At 49.4% G+C, this 16,807-nt stretch carries 17 protein-coding genes and 1 pseudogene; 13 read left to right on the forward strand and 5 right to left on the reverse strand.

Annotated elements, in window-relative coordinates; all coding sequences use genetic code 11:
- Positions 1-13 precede the first annotated feature (13 nt).
- Positions 14-643, forward strand: coding sequence for a nitroreductase family protein (locus AC3WU2_RS18040; RefSeq protein ID WP_018758776.1), 630 nt, complete (start codon positions 14-16; stop codon positions 641-643).
- A 121-nt stretch (positions 644-764) separates the two neighbouring features.
- Here the strand turns inward: AC3WU2_RS18040 and AC3WU2_RS18045 are convergent, their stop codons facing one another.
- Positions 765-1,544 carry a TspO-related membrane protein gene (locus tag AC3WU2_RS18045; RefSeq protein WP_492456494.1) on the reverse strand — a complete coding sequence of 260 codons (780 nt, stop codon included), beginning with the start codon at positions 1,542-1,544 and terminating at the stop codon, positions 765-767.
- Between the two features lie 202 nt (positions 1,545-1,746).
- Here AC3WU2_RS18045 and AC3WU2_RS18050 point away from each other — a divergent pair, with 202 nt between their 5' ends.
- The 10 genes from AC3WU2_RS18050 to AC3WU2_RS18095 all read left to right on the forward strand — a co-directional run bounded on the left by AC3WU2_RS18050 (position 1,747) and on the right by AC3WU2_RS18095 (position 10,515).
- Positions 1,747-2,532 carry a DeoR/GlpR family DNA-binding transcription regulator gene (locus tag AC3WU2_RS18050; protein ID WP_492456495.1) on the forward strand — a complete coding sequence of 262 codons (786 nt, stop codon included), beginning with the start codon at positions 1,747-1,749 and terminating at the stop codon, positions 2,530-2,532.
- Positions 2,533-2,580: 48 nt separating this feature from the next.
- Complete coding sequence (gene phnG, locus AC3WU2_RS18055) at positions 2,581-3,048, forward strand: phosphonate C-P lyase system protein PhnG (RefSeq protein ID WP_492456496.1); 468 nt, start codon at positions 2,581-2,583, stop codon at positions 3,046-3,048.
- Positions 3,045-3,665 (forward strand): phosphonate C-P lyase system protein PhnH, encoded by a 621-nt coding sequence (phnH, locus tag AC3WU2_RS18060; RefSeq protein WP_492456497.1) that lies wholly within the window; start codon positions 3,045-3,047, stop codon positions 3,663-3,665. The genes phnG and phnH overlap by 4 nt, the downstream gene beginning before the upstream one ends.
- Positions 3,666-4,850 (forward strand): carbon-phosphorus lyase complex subunit PhnI, encoded by a 1,185-nt coding sequence (locus tag AC3WU2_RS18065; RefSeq protein WP_492456498.1) that lies wholly within the window; start codon positions 3,666-3,668, stop codon positions 4,848-4,850.
- Positions 4,837-5,733, forward strand: a complete 897-nt coding sequence (locus tag AC3WU2_RS18070; RefSeq protein WP_492456499.1) for an alpha-D-ribose 1-methylphosphonate 5-phosphate C-P-lyase PhnJ — start codon at positions 4,837-4,839, stop codon at positions 5,731-5,733. Before AC3WU2_RS18065 ends, AC3WU2_RS18070 begins: the two co-directional genes overlap by 14 nt.
- The gene (locus AC3WU2_RS18075; protein ID WP_492456500.1) at positions 5,699-6,532 is read left to right on the forward strand and encodes an ATP-binding cassette domain-containing protein; all 834 of its coding nucleotides are present in this window, start codon (positions 5,699-5,701) and stop codon (positions 6,530-6,532) included. Before AC3WU2_RS18070 ends, AC3WU2_RS18075 begins: the two co-directional genes overlap by 35 nt.
- A 12-nt stretch (positions 6,533-6,544) precedes the next feature.
- The gene (locus AC3WU2_RS18080; RefSeq protein WP_492456501.1) at positions 6,545-7,264 is read left to right on the forward strand and encodes a phosphonate C-P lyase system protein PhnL; all 720 of its coding nucleotides are present in this window, start codon (positions 6,545-6,547) and stop codon (positions 7,262-7,264) included.
- A complete protein-coding gene (gene phnM, locus AC3WU2_RS18085) occupies positions 7,258-8,493 on the forward strand; it encodes a phosphonate metabolism protein PhnM (protein ID WP_492456502.1) in 1,236 nt (411 codons plus the stop codon). The genes AC3WU2_RS18080 and phnM overlap by 7 nt, the downstream gene beginning before the upstream one ends.
- Entirely contained in the window at positions 8,456-9,310 is an 855-nt protein-coding gene (locus AC3WU2_RS18090; protein WP_492456503.1) for a PHP domain-containing protein, read from the forward strand. Before phnM ends, AC3WU2_RS18090 begins: the two co-directional genes overlap by 38 nt.
- A 113-nt stretch (positions 9,311-9,423) precedes the next feature.
- Positions 9,424-10,515: a putative 2-aminoethylphosphonate ABC transporter substrate-binding protein gene (locus tag AC3WU2_RS18095; RefSeq protein WP_492456504.1), complete on the forward strand. Its 1,092-nt coding sequence runs from the start codon at positions 9,424-9,426 to the stop codon at positions 10,513-10,515.
- A 117-nt stretch (positions 10,516-10,632) separates the two neighbouring features.
- Here AC3WU2_RS18095 and AC3WU2_RS18100 read toward each other — a convergent pair whose 3' ends face one another.
- A complete protein-coding gene (locus tag AC3WU2_RS18100; protein WP_492456505.1) occupies positions 10,633-10,983 on the reverse strand; it encodes a hypothetical protein in 351 nt (116 codons plus the stop codon).
- A gap of 182 nt (positions 10,984-11,165) precedes the next feature.
- On the opposite strand from AC3WU2_RS18100, the gene AC3WU2_RS18105 reads away from it, so the two are divergent.
- Both AC3WU2_RS18105 and AC3WU2_RS18110 read left to right on the forward strand, forming a co-directional pair.
- Entirely contained in the window at positions 11,166-11,855 is a 690-nt protein-coding gene (locus tag AC3WU2_RS18105; RefSeq protein WP_492456506.1) for a response regulator transcription factor, read from the forward strand.
- A gap of 9 nt (positions 11,856-11,864) precedes the next feature.
- A complete protein-coding gene (locus AC3WU2_RS18110; RefSeq protein WP_492456507.1) occupies positions 11,865-13,280 on the forward strand; it encodes a sensor histidine kinase in 1,416 nt (471 codons plus the stop codon).
- A gap of 239 nt (positions 13,281-13,519) precedes the next feature.
- Here AC3WU2_RS18110 and AC3WU2_RS18115 read toward each other — a convergent pair.
- From AC3WU2_RS18115 to treC, 3 genes and pseudogenes are all read right to left on the reverse strand, one after another.
- A pseudogene (locus AC3WU2_RS18115) lies at positions 13,520-14,008 on the reverse strand (C40 family peptidase); the annotation flags it as partial.
- A gap of 251 nt (positions 14,009-14,259) precedes the next feature.
- Complete coding sequence (gene treR, locus AC3WU2_RS18120) at positions 14,260-14,967, reverse strand: trehalose operon repressor (protein ID WP_492456594.1); 708 nt, start codon at positions 14,965-14,967, stop codon at positions 14,260-14,262.
- Positions 14,968-15,097: 130 nt separating this feature from the next.
- Positions 15,098-16,786, reverse strand: coding sequence for an alpha,alpha-phosphotrehalase (treC, locus tag AC3WU2_RS18125; RefSeq protein ID WP_492456508.1), 1,689 nt, complete (start codon positions 16,784-16,786; stop codon positions 15,098-15,100).
- Positions 16,787-16,807: the final 21 nt, after the last annotated feature.

The raw sequence follows: 16,807 nt of genomic DNA on the forward strand, positions 1-16,807 counted from the left end.
GGAGGAATATATGATGTCAACAACAACATCTGTAGATTTCATGCAAGTGGTGACGGATCGCCACTCCGTTAAAAAATATGATCCATCGTTCAAAATTTCCAAGGAAGAGCTTGTTGAGCTAATTGAGACAGCTACGAAAGCACCATCCGCTTGGAACTTGCAGCATTGGAAATTCGTTGTAATCGACGAGCAAGCACAGAAGGAGAAATTGCTTCCAATCGCTTACGGACAAGAGCAAGTGGTTCAAGCTTCGGCTGTCATCGCGGTATTAGGTGACCTTGAAGCGAACAAAAATGCAGAGCCGATCTTCGGTGGTGCGGTTAAAGCAGGTCAATTGCCGCAAGCAGTGAAGGACTCACTTGTTGGTCAAATCGAAGGCGCTTATAAGAGCCCGCAAGTGGCTCGCGATTCCGCGGTTCTTAATGCATCCCTTGCTGCTATGCAATTGATGCTTGCTGCAAAAGCAAAAGGCTACGATACTTGCCCAATGGGTGGTTACAATGCAACGCAATTTGCGGAGCAATTCAACGTGCCTAGCCGTTACATTCCAATCATGTTGATCTCTGTCGGTAAAGCAGCGCAAGAAGGCCGTCCGAGCCACCGCTTCCCAGCACAAGAGACCATTGTCTGGAACCAATTCTAAGATTGAATCGAATAACACGAACCTTCCAAGGTTCGATATGAACGAATCCCTAGGTGCTTATGCGCCTAGGGGTTTTTTGGTATATGGCTTCTCCATGGAAACAGCGCGCTAAACGAGACGCTTATGTGACACACTGCCAGCGCAAGGATCGCCATGCCATACGGAGTGCGGCGATTCCGAGCCAAATTGCTGCTATCCAACTGGTATAGACAATGATCGCCGTTTCCTGCTGTCCCACCCCAATCGCGATGAGTCCCCAGACGATCGGAAGCAGGTAGAACGGATCGTGATGACGGTAGGCTACCCACAGGGCGATGAACGAAGCGAGGATGAGTAGGATGACCGACCAAGTGAGCTGGGATAACCCCGTAATTTCCTGCTGCTCTCCGTAGGTATGGGTAAGGAAGACGGAGAGGTTCGTAAGTGATGCCACCGTCACCCAGCCAAGATAGAGACTGAACGGAACGGAGAGCAGCCAGTAGGCTGCTGCATCCCGGACGGGCGGTCCTGGTACTCGGCTTCGTGAATAGATAGCGATCAAGGAGATCAGTAGCCCCAGCATGATGAAGAGGGTGGACTCGATATATTGATAATGCCACAGCAGGAGCCATGCGGAATTCATGGCACAGCTTACGATGAACCATCCGCCGATCCGCTGTATCTCCGGTCGAGCCCGACCAGCAGGCAGCAGCTGATAGATGACGAACAGCAATAGCGCAGTGTAGATCAATCCCCAGATCATGAATGCGTAAGAAGCTGGTGTTAACTGGGAGGGGTACATCGCCGAAATTTCTCCCGTCGTGTACCCGCCTATCGGCAGCCTTTCTGCCAGCACATTGATGATCAATACCAGCGCGAATGCGATAACGTTCCCCGCAGCGAATACGATTGTATGGCGCACAACATGTCCTCCTTTATATGGCATAAGTTCTGCTTGTCTCATTCCATTCTACGTCTTGTCTTCCCACAATATGCGAACCTCTAAAAGGATAAACCACACACTAACACACATGAAAAACACATCTTTACATAATCTTCATGTGTATTTGATGCCCCTTTGACACGAATCCCTTACAGTGAGCTTGTGAATTGGAGGGGTATTTATGTCATTAAGTGCATTAGAACGCAAGGAATATATCGTGAACAAAATTCATCTGGAAGGCAAAATTCGCAGTGACGAGCTTGTGGATACGCTTCAAGTCTCATTCGAAACGGTACGTCGGACACTTGAGGAGCTTGAGAAGGAAAATAAGCTTAAACGGGTCTATGGTGGGGCGGTGAAGCTGACCTTGGGCCGGATGGAACCGGGCGTTGCACTACGTGAGCATTTATTTGCCCCCGAGAAAGAAAAGATCGGTCGTGCCTGTGCAGGGCTCGTGCAGGATTATGACGTGATATTTATCGATGATGGGACGACGACGCTGCAAATGATCCATTATTTGACCAATGTGAAGCATTTGAAGGTCATTACGAATGCACTGCCTGCACTGCAGCTGCTTCAGCAGTATAAGAACCTCGGCATGCTAGACGCTGAGATTTTGTTGCTTGGCGGGGTAGTGAACACGGAGCAGGATCGAGTGACAGGGGTATTGGCGGAGCAAATGCTCGAGTATTTTCAGGCGAACAAAGCATTTATCTCCATTGACGGGATTCAACTGAAGAAGGGCATTACAGGCTATGATGCCGAGCGCGGCTCCTTAATGCGGAAGTTCATCGAGCGGTCGGAACAGACGATTATCGTGACAGACCATTCGAAAATCGGAGAAGTGAAAATGTATAAAATCGCGGATTTGCGCGAAGTTGACATGATCATCTGCGATATTGAGCTACCCGAAGCATGGGCGAAGACGCTTGAGGAGTACGATACGAGCTGGATCCAAGCGAAATAGGTAGCATGATCGATAAATAACACGAGATGGTTGAGGGGAGCGATAGGGATGGAGCAAAAGCATACACGAATGGGCGGCTATACGGCTGTAATCGCTGAGATGGGGGTTGAAGCGCTGCGGCCATGGGGCAGTCATATTGCTCAGATGGGGCGTGTGGAGGATGTGAACGAGGCGTCGCTTGGCATGGTGATGATGCGGGCGCAGGAATCGGTACAACATCAAGTATTCAATGCAGGGGAAATTTTGATTTCGGAAGCGACGCTGACGGTTGATGGCGTTGTTGGATATGGCGCAGTCATGGGGAATGCCCTGGAAAAGGTGCGGATTGTCGCAATGCTTGACGCGGTGCATCACAACATGGAGCTGAAATGGAATGATTTCCGGGAGCAGTTCCGCATCTGGATTGCGAGGCAGGAGAAGGAGCTGCTGGAGCGTCGTCAGGCGGATTTCGCATTAATAGAGCGGACGAAGGTTGATTTTCAATTGATGGATACCGAAGAGGAGGTGGAAACATGAGTGTGGGTGTGAAGTCAATGGAGCGTGTGCATGCAGTTCAACAAGTGTATCGTCAGGTACTGGATGCCATGTCGAGACCGGGCAAAATTGTGCAGATTGAAGCACCGTCCTTCGTTCGTCGTGAAGCTGCGGATGCGTACATTGTTGCGCTAGGGATGATGTTGCTCGATCAATCGGTGTCCTATGAGGTTATTGGAGATATGTCGCTGGCAGAGCAGCTTCAGTTATATACCTTATCACGCAGACAGGAACTGCAGGCGTGTGATTATGTGTTCCTCACCACCACCGATGCTGCTGCACAGGCGAGTGTCGATATTGCGTCTTGCAAAAGAGGGACGTTTACCTTCCCGGATGAGAGTGCAACGATCATTTGCCGCGTGCATGAGTTAGGTGCAGGTTCGGAAGGGTGTAAGGGAAGTGTGAAGCTGACGATGCGAGGTCCGGGCATTGCGGAGGAGCAGCAGCTATGGATTGATGGTCTCGCAGGAAGTCTAGTATCCGGATGGCAGGTCAGTAATGCCGAGTTCCCGCTAGGGATCGACTGGATCTTCGTCGATGAGATGGGACGCGTGGCTTGTGTGCCGCGCAGTACGAAATTCAGTTGGGAGGTGGCGTAGATGGCTTATGTAGCAGTTAAAGGCGGAAGCCATGCGATTCATGAAGCAGAGAAGCTGTTGAAGTACATCCCGTGGAAGGAAGGCGGAGCACCGCTGGAGGTGCAGCAGATTCGCAAAGGGATGCGGCTCGCTGTCGATCGTGTTATGTCCGAAGGTTCCTTATACGATCCCGATCTCGCTGCGCTCGCACTCAAGCAGGCTGAAGGGGACGTGCTGGAAGCCTCGTTCCTGCTGCGGGCATTCCGCTCGACGCTGGTGCGTAATTTCTATACGCTGCCGATCCAGACCGAGAATATGGATGTAATTCGTCGTATCTCGGCAACATTCAAGGAAGTACCCGGCGGACAGTATCTCGGGCCTACCCGTGACTATACGAAGCGGCTGCTGGATATGAGCCGGATGGATGAAGATTCATCCGAGATTATGAAGTATGTAACGAATTATTTATCCGAGAGCTTAACAGAGGCCGTGCAGGAGGAATTATCGGGGAACGGAGAGAGCGAGATGCCGGTTTTCCCACGTGTCATTGAGTTATTGCGTGCTGAAGGGTTGTTGGCTGCTGGGGAACCTCAAGACGAGGAGGTGGTCATCGATGATATTACCCGTCATGCGATCAGCTTCCCGGCTTCACGATCAGCAAGATTGCAGACGCTGGCGCGTGGAGAGAGCGGGGCTCTGATGGCTTTTGCATATTCCAGCGTACGCGGTTACGGGGATGTCCATCCGACGATTGGAGAACTGCGCGTTGGGTATGTGCCCGTAGAGATTGAACATCCGTTCTATCCTGGCGAGACGATGACCATTGGTCGTGTGCTCGTCACCGAATCGGAGATGGTTGTACGCGTACACGCGGAGAATCACCGTGAAGCTGCGGGTCGTGCGCAATTCGCGGTTGGTTATGGATTATGCTTCGGTCATAACGAGGATAAGGCCATTTCGATGAGCATTCTGGATCAGACGATGCAGCAGCAAAATGCGGATTCGCCGGCACAAGACGAGGAATTCGTCCTGTATCATATCGACGGCATTGAATCTTCAGGCTTTATCTCTCATTTCAAATTACCTCACTATGTCGATTTCCAAGCTGAACTTCAGCGCGTTCGTTCCATTAACGAGAAGGGTGATCGAAGCGCAGATGGAGAGATTGAACAAGAGAAGGAGGCGGCGCCGCATGGAAGCCTATAATTACGCATTTCTTGATGAGCTGACGAAGCGGGAGCTCAGACGGAAGACCTTGAAAGCTGTTGCGATTCCAGGCTATCAAGTGCCGTTCGGTTCGCGTGAGATGCCGATTGCCCGCGGCTGGGGGACAGGTGGACTGCAAGTGACGTTGTCCGTCATCGGGCCTGAAGATACGGTCAAGGTCATTGACCAAGGCAGCGATGACAGCGTCAATGCGTGCAACTTGCGAGAATTGATCTGCCAAATGTGCGACGTCACGCCGACGACCGATTCGCTCGAAGCAAGTCTCATTCAGACGCGGCATCGTATTCCGGAAGAGAAGCTGCGCGAGGATCAAATTTTGATTTTCCAAGTGCCATTGCCGGAAGTGCTGCGAACCGTCGAGCCGAGTGAGCAGGAGACGCGCCGTATGCATGCGGAGCGGGATTACAGTAGAATGTGGCTTCATTTGTACGAGGACATTGTAAAGTATGGTGAGATTCGGATTTCCTATGATTATCCGGTCATGGTGAACGGTCATTATTTGTGCGATCCGTCGCCGATTCCAAGGTTCGATGTGCCGAAGCTGCACCAAGCCGACAACTTGTTTTTGTTCGGTGCGGGACGGGAAAAACGGATTTACGCGATTCCGCCATATACCGACGTCACGCCGCTTCAATTTGAGGATATTCCATTTGAGGTGGAGCAATTCGATCAGCCATGTGCGAAATGCGGCAGTACGCATACGTATTTGGAAGAGTCGTATGATGCGGTAACGGGAGCGAAGCAGGTTGCTTGCTCGGATACGAGCTATTGTGATAAACGTCAGCGGCAAGCGGCCGGCGAGTCTGTAGAGATCGGGGTGATCTGGGATGGAATCAATCCTGCAAATTTCGAATTTGAGTAAACAATACGGGGCAGGTTGTCCTTCATGTATAGAGCTTACAGGCCCGGAGCATCAGCGGAACGTCTGTCCGAGCTGTGGGACGGTCATTGCTTGCGCGGATATTCATCTGGAGCTGTATCCCGGAGAAGTGCTAGGGATTATCGGGGAGAGCGGTTCAGGCAAAAGTACGTTGGTCAAAACATTATATTTCGACGAGGAACCTACATCAGGGACATTTCATTTACAAGTTTATCAGGACGGGAAAGACAATCTGTTCGAGCTTAGCCGTCAGCAGAAGCGCTGGGTACGTAACCATCTGATGGGGATGGTGTATCAGAACCCGCATCTCGGGCTGCGGTTATCTCATTCCAGTGGCGGCAATATTGCCGAGAAATTGCTCATGGCGGAGTGGCGCCATGTCGGCGAGATTCGGGAGCGGGCGAAGGATTTGCTCGGGCAGACCCAAATTCCGCTGGAACGGATGGATGATCAACCGAAATATTTCAGCGGCGGGATGCAGCAGCGGGTTCAGATCTCCAAGGCGTTAGCGAACAATCCGCCCCTCTTGCTGCTGGATGAAGTGACGACGGGGCTGGATGTATCCGTACAGGCACGAGTGCTTGATTTAATCCGACAGATTCAGCGGGAGCTTGGGATCAGCATGATCGTCGTCTCCCATGATTTCGCGGTGATTCGCATGCTCACACAGCGTACTGTGGTGATGAAGAACGGACGTATTGTGGAGAAAGGTCTGACGGATCAAATCATGGAAGATCCGCAGCACCCGTATACCCAGACTTTAATTAACTCCATGATCTAGGAGGCGAACCCCATGGACAACTTGCTCGAGATTCGCAATTTATATAAATCATTCACACTGCACGAATTCGATCAGAAACAAATTGCCGGCTGCAGCGATATTAACATGACGTTAAGGTCTGGTGAATTTATTGGGATTACAGGGAAGAGCGGAGCCGGGAAATCGACTATTCTGAAGTGCATTTATCGCACGTATATCCCGACGCAAGGCGAGATCTGGTACAACTCGTTGTCGTATGGCTTGGTGGATCTGGCAAAAGCGACTGAGCGGCAGATTCTTGATATTAGGCATCAAGAGATCGGCTACGTCTCGCAATTTCTAAAACTCTTGCCACGGGTGACCGCATTCGAAGCGGTTATTGAGGTGCTGGTGATGAATGGGAAGTCGCAGGATGAAGCGGTGGACGAAGCGGCAGAGATGCTCAGACATTTTGAGCTTAGGGAATCACTCTGGCATGCTTACCCGAATACGTTCAGCGGTGGAGAGAAGCTGCGCCTCAATCTCGCCCGCGCGATGGTGAAGCGACCGCGTTTCTTACTTCTTGACGAACCGACGGCATCGCTTGATCACGTCTCGAAGGCCTTTGTTCGCGATAAGATTATGGAGCTTAAGGGAATGGGTACGAGTATGATCGGGATTTTTCATGATTTGGATTTTATGGAATCGGTCGTGGATAAGGAATTCAATATGGTGGGCGGACTGCTCGTCGGAGGTGTAGGTGCGGAATGTTGACAACGATCATAACGAATGCACAAATGATACTGCCAGATGACATTGTGAAGGGACACATTGTCATTCAAGACGGCTTGATTAAGGAAGTGATTCGTGCAGATGCGTCGGAAGCGTTCGAGCCCCCTGCTGCTGTGGCGGGGGAGTCATGCGTCATCGTTGATGCGCAAGGGATGTACGTCATGCCGGGCATGATTGAGCTGCACTGTGATTCGATTGAGAAGGAGATTTCACCGCGTCCGAGCAGTATTTTCCCGCTGGAGCTCGCCATGGCGAGCTTGGAGAAGAAAATGGCGGGCTACGGGATTACGACACTATTCCATTCGATCTGCTCTTCCGATGGCACGACGGTACGAAATGATGAGATGGTTGCCCGTATTATTCGTTATGTAGGCCGTAAACGCCATGACTCATCGATGATCAGGCATCGGATTCATTATCGGTATGAGATCACGAATGTCGCGGGAATTCAACAAGTCCATGATCTGATCTCGGAGCAACAGATTGATTTCTTGTCCCTGATGGATCATACCCCAGGGCAAGGTCAATACGGGAATTGGGAGTCCTACCGCAAATATCTCGCAGCCTATGAGCAGATTACAGAAGATGAGGCAGAAGCTTTCTTGAATCAATTGGTCGAGTTCAAGCAGAATGTCGATTGGGATGCGCTTCAGAACCTGGCTGACTACGCCATTTCGCAAGGGGTCCAGATGGCCTCGCATGATGACGATACGACCGCGAAGGTGGATTACATGCATCGTCTCGGGGCTGTCATTAGTGAGTTCCCCGTGAAGCTGGAGGCTGCGAAATATGCGATGGAACAAGGCATGTACGTCAGTATCGGCGCGCCGAACATCGTTCGCGGAGGTTCCCACAATAACAACATGAAGGCAATGGATGCGGTTGAAGCAGGGGCTGCGCATATCCTGTGCTCCGATTATTTCCCGGCTGCGCTGCTTCCGTCGGTATTTAAGATCGCAGAGACGACTGGCAATCTAGCAGAGGCTGTGAAGATGGTGACCTATTACCCGGCACAGTCACTTGGAATAGAGGATTCCTACGGTTCAATCGCAGTGGGTCGTACGGCAGATTTGCTGCTCGTAGAGGAAGCCGGCGGATATCCTGTTGTTCGTAAGACATGGGTGGGCGGTACCCTGGTGCATGAAGCGAATTATGCATGGGAGGCTGTGACTGATGATCGATTTGCATTGTCATACGAAAATCTCGGATAACTCCATGACGATCGAGGAAGTGATCGAGCTCGCGCGCAAGAACGGGGTAGAGGTGCTGTCCATCAATGACCATGATACGACGCTGGGTCTTATGCATGCGCAACGCGTTGGGCAGGAACAGGGCATTCAAATTATTCCGGGTATCGAAATATCCGGGTATGACTTCGAACGAAGCCGCCGTGTGCACATTCTAGGCTTCCATGTGAAGCCGGGACATGCGGCGATCTCAGCGTTGTGCGATCCCTTGATTGCACGGCGTCAGAACGCATCCCGTCAGATGGTGGAGCAATTGATTGAAGCGGGCTACGGCATCACGTGGGAGCAGGTCGAGCGTTATGCAGAGGGCGGTACAGGGGTCTACAAGCAGCATATTATGCATGCCCTGATCGATCAGGGGTATACGACTTCAATTTATGGCGAGCTGTACCGTACATTATTTGCTCGTGGTGGGCAGGGAACGGCGCCAGGCGAAGCCTATATTCCGCTGGCGTATCTCGATGCCCGCGATGCCGTTCTTGCGATTCGTGAAGCGGGCGGCGTTCCAGTTCTTGCCCATCCGCATCAGTATGACAGCTGGGATATGCTCCCTGCACTCCTCGATGCAGGGCTTGCTGGCATCGAAGTGCGGCACCCGACACATGGTGAGGCCGAAGAGAAGAAGGCGATGGAGATTGCAGAGCGCTATGGCTTGATCCCGACGGGGGGCAGTGACTTTCATGGCTTCTACGGTGAGACCGATAAGTTCACCATTGGCAGCAAGAACCCAGGAATGCATAGCGTGGAACGTCTTGCAGCCTATGCCGGCGAATATTTATAAAACCTTAAAATGACGTTGATCTTGTCTTGATCATTACCCTTTATATTGAATATGTAAGCAAGAAACAAATGCCGACATTCATTATGGGAACATAGAAAAGGGGATATCGAATCATGAAAAACTCGTTCAAATGGGCCATGACGCTCATGCTCTGTATCGGATTATTGTCAGGATGTGCCCAAGGTGGAGGTTCGACGACGGAGGTAGCTGCAGAGGGCGATAAACCAGCAGAGACAAAAGCAGCTGATTCTGGTGAATTAACCATCTACACAGCTATGGAAGATGATCAAATTCAAGCCTATTTGGCATCATACAAGGAGCAGTATCCGAATGTGAAGCTGAACATCGTACGCGACTCAACGGGCGTTATTACTTCCAAATTAGTCGCGGAGAAAGATAATCCGCAAGCGGACGTGATCTGGGGTCTAGCTGCAACGAGCTTGCTCGTGCTCGATCAGAAGGGAATGCTAGAAGGCTATTCACCAAAAGGTGTAGAGCGTGTAGCGCCAGAATTCAAGGATACAGCGAACCCGACCAAATGGGTAGGGATCGACGCATGGGAAACGGCGATCATTGCGAATACAGCTGAGCTAGAGAAGCGTAAACTACCGGTTCCGAAATCGTATGCGGACTTGATCAAACCAGAATATAAAGGGCTTATCGTCATGCCGAATCCTTCTTCGTCCGGTACAGGATATTTGACAGTGAATGCGTTCTTGCAATTGATGGGTGCAGATGAAGCGTGGAAATACATGGACAAATTGAATGACAACATGTTGATGTATGTACATTCCGGTTCGAAGCCAGCGAAAATGGCAGGAACAGGTGAAGCTGTCATCGGATTGTCCTTCGGATACCGTGGTATTCAAGAGAAGCAAAAAGGTGCCCCAGTTGAAGTTGTATTCCCATCTGAAGGTTCTGGTTGGGATCTAGAAGCCAATGCGCTTGTGAAGAAGGACAACATCAAGCCAGAAGCGCAAGCATTCCTGGACTGGGCGATCAGCGATGCGCCAATGAAAGAGTATAACAAGAACTATGCGATTCTGAGTATCAAGCAAGAAGGGGCATCCATTCCTGAAGGCTATGCGCAAGATCCGCTCAAGCAATTGATCAAGAACGACCTGATCAAAGCTGCTGTAGATCGTGACGGCATTCTGGCTGAGTGGGATAAGCGTTACGCGAGCAAATCCGAGCCTAAGAAATAATATAGATGTCTTCCGTAAGAAGCTCTCCTTTTAGGGGGGGCTTTTCACTTTATACATGTACATACCCACAAAACAAGCCTAGTACCGCAGCGTACTAGGCTTGTTTTGTTGTTTTACTTATTCGTTCGGGCCGTCTTCTACTTCTCCGTCGCCATCACTCTGGTCTTGCTGATCCTGATTCGTAGATTCCTTCTCTACGGCACCGTGATCATTATCTTCTGATTCCGTTTGTTTCATGGTATTCGAGTTTTGATGCGTTGTTGCATCAGTTGATTGAACTTGCTCGGTATCATCTGCTACCTCAGGGTCGGTATCTTTATCTTTCTGTGTGTCTACCGTTGTTGCTGTTGTAGGGCTCTTAGGCGCAGCAAAGGCTTTATTGTCTGGGGTAGTATATGCTTGAACCAGAACACCGCCTCCGATCATCATAGCGACCAAGCCTGCAATGAGTAATGGTTTTTTCTTCATGCTTATCAACCTTTCTTTTTTGATTTTTCCTTACTTGTACCATGTTATCAGAGGAAAATGAAAAAATAAGAAAGTTTGCATGAGAGATTCATTGGAGTTTTCTCATCTTGCTCTCATTTGTCTGCTGCATGTTTACTGAAGCTGGGGTTAGACTACAGATATCTATTCAATGAGGTGAAACGATGTCGCCAGCGAAAATTTTACTCGTCGAAGATGAACCGAATGTCGCACAGTTTATTCAATTGGAACTTCGGCATGAGGGGTATGAGGTAACGGTTGCCCCAGACGGAGAGCAGGCGCTTGCGTTGTTTCATCAGACGGAATGGAGCTTGATTCTCTTGGATTGGATGCTTCCGAAGTTGGATGGGCTCGAGGTCTGCCGCAGGATTCGCAGAACGAGTGAAGTTCCGATCATTTTACTAACAGCAAGGGACTACATCGGAGATAAAATTGCCGGATTAGATACAGGGGCAGATGACTACATAACCAAGCCTTTTGAAATCGAGGAGTTACTCGCTAGAGTACGGACCAACATACGGCGTAATTATCGAGAAATGAATCGATCCTCTATGGATGTGCTTCAAGTGGAAGATTTGGTCATCGATATTCGAAAACGGCAGGTTACGAGAGCAGAAGAACGAATCGAGCTCACGCAGCGGGAGTTCGAACTGCTTCATTTCTTAATGCAGCATCAAGGTGAGGTTATCAGCCGAGAACGCTTATTGTCAGCGGTATGGGGTTACGATTTTGCGGGGGAGACCAATGTTGTGGATGTCTATATTCGATATCTTCGCAATAAAGTCGATCGCAAGCATATCCCCAAATTAATTCATACCATTCGAGGTGTTGGATATGTCATACGTTCTGGCTAAGGATGACAGATGATGAAGCAGATGAAAGAAGCAGTCAATACGTTGATGTTTCGCTTTACCGCGTGGTATGTACTCAGCCTCCTGGCGATTATTCTATTTATCGGTCTATGCATTATGGGAGCTGTAAGTTATTTTCTGGTCCAGGATACGAAGAATGAACTGATGGCTGTCGAACAAAAAATAACGAATGGTATCGAGGAAACGGTCGACGATTGGCAAGAGATGCTGGATGAGGTTCTCTATCCGGACCACGCGAATTACAATGTGGAGATCAAAAATTCCAAAGGAGTTACGGTAGCACATTCTCGGGGGTGGGAAGTGACTACGGATGGTCATGGTCAAGAAACGGTCGAATTAACTTGGATTGGCCCCCTCCAATGGGATGCGACGCAGGGCTTATTTTTCTACGACAATATCGTCCATCACAGTAATGGACATGCGATGACGATTCATATCCGGGTGCAGATGAACAATATTGTGCATTTACTAGGGGTTATTGTTAGAGTCTTAAGTATCACGGGAATTTTCAGTATGATCATCGGATCCTTGTTAATTTATCATCTTACACGGAGAAACATGCGTCCTTTATTTGCAATCATGCATGCCATGCGAGGAATGAGCGACGTTACGGATATGAAGCTGCGTATTCCTGTCCCGCATACCCCGAAAGAACTCTCAGACTTAGCAAAGACGATTAATTATTTGTTAGATCGACTCGAAGATCAATTCGAACGGGAGAAAAGCTTCGTCTCGAACGCTTCTCATGAGCTGCGAACCCCGCTTACGGCTTTTCGAGGTAATGTACAGCTGATTCAGCGCTGGGGCAAACAAAATCCTCAAGTCTTGGAACAATCCATTCAAGCGCTCGATCAAGAAAGTAAACGCATGCAGCGTCTGATCAATCAATTATTAACGTTAGCGCGTACCGGCAATATCACAATGAAACAAGATAAAGTGAATTTAGGCAGCACGGTTCAAGATGCAATTCGACAATTATGGCGTCAAGATATGAACATTTCCCTGAAGGAAATATTAGATCCGTATGTATATGTCTTGGGGGATGAGGAGCAGCTTCGGCAGGTGGTGGTCATTCTTTTCGAGAATGCTATACGCTACACGCGTGCAGGAGGATCCATAGAAATTCGTGTCGGCAAAAGTAAAGAGGAAGTGTTCTTCGCCGTAGCGGATTCAGGGATCGGCATTCCAGAGGGGGATCAGGGCAAAATTTTTGACCGGTTCTATCGGGTGGATAAAGCGCGCTCGAGAGAAACGGGAGGGACGGGATTGGGGCTATCCATTGCCAAAGAGTTGGTGCAGAACCATGGGGGCAAGATCACTGTGACCAGCACACTGGGGAGGGGAAGTACTTTTCGGGTTGCATTGCCTGTCTATGCAGCCCATGTTAAAGAGGAAGGTATTCACTAGCATACCCGTGCAAAAGGAGCCGCGAACGGCTCCCTTCGAGCATTGGCATTTACCAGGATGCCAATTTATTCATTTTCGTTTTGTTGATTGTAGTTCCGGTACCCGTGTCTGTGTTTCGTCTTTTTATACGGATGGGACGGGGACTGATCTGTAGGATCCGGTTTCGTTGTCGGTTGGACGTTGGTGCCTTGATCAGGACTTGTCGTATTGGTTGGATCCACGGCTTGTCCATTGTCAGGTAGTACGCGACGGATGGTATTAATCCGAGATTCCCATGAGCTTAGGCTAGTAATTGTCACGCCAGGTTTGCCATACGTATGAAGTAGCTGCCCATTTCCGATATAGATAGCCACATGATGAATAGGGTTGTAGAAGAAGACGAGATCCCCTGGTTTCAATTGATCCCGTGATACATATGTCCCCACCCGGGATTGTTGTCTCGAATCACGCGGAAGGGAAATTCCATTTTGTTTGAAGACATACTGTGTGAATGAAGAGCAGTCAAATGTACTTGTTACGCCGGACTTCGAACCGAATTTATAGGGAACCCCCATGAATTGCTTGCCTGTAGCAGCGATGTTATCCGCGATGGATGTAGATGTCGATAGAGGTGCAGCTTGTGCAGCATGTGCGGCTTGAGGGGGGATCAGCATACCTCCAGTGAATAATAAGGAAAGACTAAGACTTGTGCCTAGAAGCAGCTTACCGAACTTTTGTGTAGGATTCATTGTTAATTTCCTCCTCGAAATGAAATGTTGTGGTGAAGCGTCTCGATCACCTGATACCAACATAACATACAAAAAAATCCCATCATTTACCTAACCATCGGACTGATTAGGGCACACGTGGATTTCCGAGAAGTATGAGAACTCGATGAGAATATTCTCATGTTGTGTTCATTGACATGGAGGACACAGAATACACAATAAATCCCACCTCGCTTCGTAGGGTTAGAAGCAGAGATGGGATTAGAATTCGACTATCGCCGAGCCACATCCGAAAAATAGAACTTGTCCCAGCGGTGCCGGGATTCGGTATATTCGAACTGTCTGCCGTCGTAGAGATGTGTGAAGTTCTTGACGACAACGACATAGTCGGTCCCGTTCAAATCAAGGTACTTCCGGTCATCCTCCGTGCAGGGCTGCACTTCGATCACCCGCTGGGCATAGCTGATATGTAATCCAAGCGTCTGCTCAATATACGCATAGATCGACGCTTCCGCGATGTCCGAAGTTAGACCAGGGATGAGTTCAGCGACGAAATGGTTCACGTCGAGAATGACATTCTCTCCATCGACATGCCGGACCCGTTTGATCCGCGTGACTGCCGTTTTGGTCTTTATACTTAGCAGCTTCGCAACCTCTTTATCTGCCGTGAGTGTATCCATCTCGACGACTTTGGTCTGAAATTTTCGGTTTAATCGCTTATTCTCTTCTGCGAAGCTAACGATGCCGCCGAAGCGGAATTCAATGTTCTTCTTCCGCAGGACGAACACGCCCTTGCCATGAATCTTCTGTACGTACCCTCGCTCCTGCAGCAAATCGACCGCTTTGCGCACGGTACCGCGACTGGTATCATATTCTTCCATCAGTTCCGTCTCGGACGGGATTTTGTGTCCTTCTTTCCATTTGCCCGTCTCGATCTTCTGAATGATCGCTTCCATGATAAGTTCATATTTCGTCATGATTCGAACCCCCGTTCCATGCTCAATCTGTCCCCCTATCGTACCATAAAATTCGTGGCGAATCTTGGAATGCCAAAGAACCGCCATTACGAACGGATATCGACAAATATCGCTCGTATGAGGCGGTTCTTGTTTAATTTGGTGTTGTTATGCGATAGACAATCGATTCATAAGGACGGAGCGAAAGAGAAGTTCCGTCTAGGTGCACATTGTCTTCGTAATTGGTTAGCAGGACTTCTGCAGATCCCGAGTTCAGCTGATTCATCACGCCGGGTTCCGTACGCCAATCGATCGAAGTCTGATCGCCATAGAAGTTGTTCACGACGAGCAGCGTCTCGTCTTTCGTCGTTCGGGTGTAAGCCCATACCTGCGGATGATCACCACATACGATGCGATAGGCGCCATCCGTCACGGCATCGATCGTTTTGCGTAAATGGATGAGCTTCTTGTAATGATACAGAATGGATTCCTTATCATTGAGCGCACGTTCGACATTGATCTCGGGATAATTAGATGCGACATCGATCCACGGCTCAGCTTCTGAGAAGCCAGCGTAGGCGGCATTGTTCCACTGCATTGGTGTTCGCGAGTTATCGCGGGACTTCTGCCGAATAGCGCCCATAATGTCTTGATCAGATTGACCGGCTCGCCGTTTCAATCCATAGATGTTCAAGGTCTCAACATCGCGGTAACGATCAATCGATACGAAATTTGGGTTCGTCATGCCAATTTCTTCGCCCTGATAAATATAAGGCGTACCTTGCAGCATATGGAGTGCGGTGGCAAGCATTTTGGCCGATTTCTCCCGGTAGATCCCATCATCTCCGAATCGAGATACAATACGCGGTTGGTCATGATTGCACCAGAAGAGGGCGTTCCATCCTTGTCCTGCATGCATGCCAACTTGCCAGTCCGACATAATCTGCTTGAGCATCGCGAAGTCGAAAGGAGCTTCCGTCCATTTGTCTCCGTTCGGGTAGTCCACCTTCAAGTGGTGAAAGCTAAAGGTCATCGACAGCTCACGACGCTCCGGATTCGAGTACAGTACACAGTTGTCGATGGACGTTGATGACATTTCGCCAACGGTAATGACTTCGCGGCCTGCGAAAACCTCGCAATTCATTTCTTGAATATATTCATGCACATGAGGACCATCGGTATAATGCTTGCGTCCGTCTCCCGTGAGATCGTCTGGGAAATCTGTATTTTTGGAAATGAGATTGATGACATCGAGCCGGAAGCCGGAGACGCCTTTGTCTGCCCAGAATCGCATCATTTCATAGACATCTGCGCGCATTTGTTCATTCTCCCAGTTCAAGTCTGCTTGGGTTTTGTCGAATAAATGCAAATAATATTGTTCTGTTACTTCGTCATATTCCCAAGCAGAGCCGCCAAATTTCGACGCCCAATTGTTCGGTTGATCGCGCCAAATGTAATAATCACGGTAGCGACTGTTCCGATCCTGCTTCGCTTCCTGGAACCATGCGTGATCGGTGGAAGAATGATTGACCACAATGTCCATCATGATGCCGATGCCGCGAGAACGTGCTTCCGCGATGAGTTGATCGAAGTCTTCCATCGTGCCATAGCTCTCGTCAATGGTGTAATAATTACTGACGTCATAGCCATTATCTCGTTGGGGTGAAGTGTACACGGGGGTTAGCCATATATAATCGACGCCGAGGAAGGCAAGGTAATCGAGCTTCTCGGTAACGCCTTGAATATCTCCCGTAGCGCGCTGCTGCGCGCTGCGGAAGCTTTTCGGATAGATCTGATAGATAACGGATTTTTTCCAATTCGCTGTGCTGTTGCTGTTATTCATGATGATTTCACCTCTCTAATT

It is taken from the genome of Paenibacillus sp. EB106-05-06-XG162 (assembly GCF_058791655.1).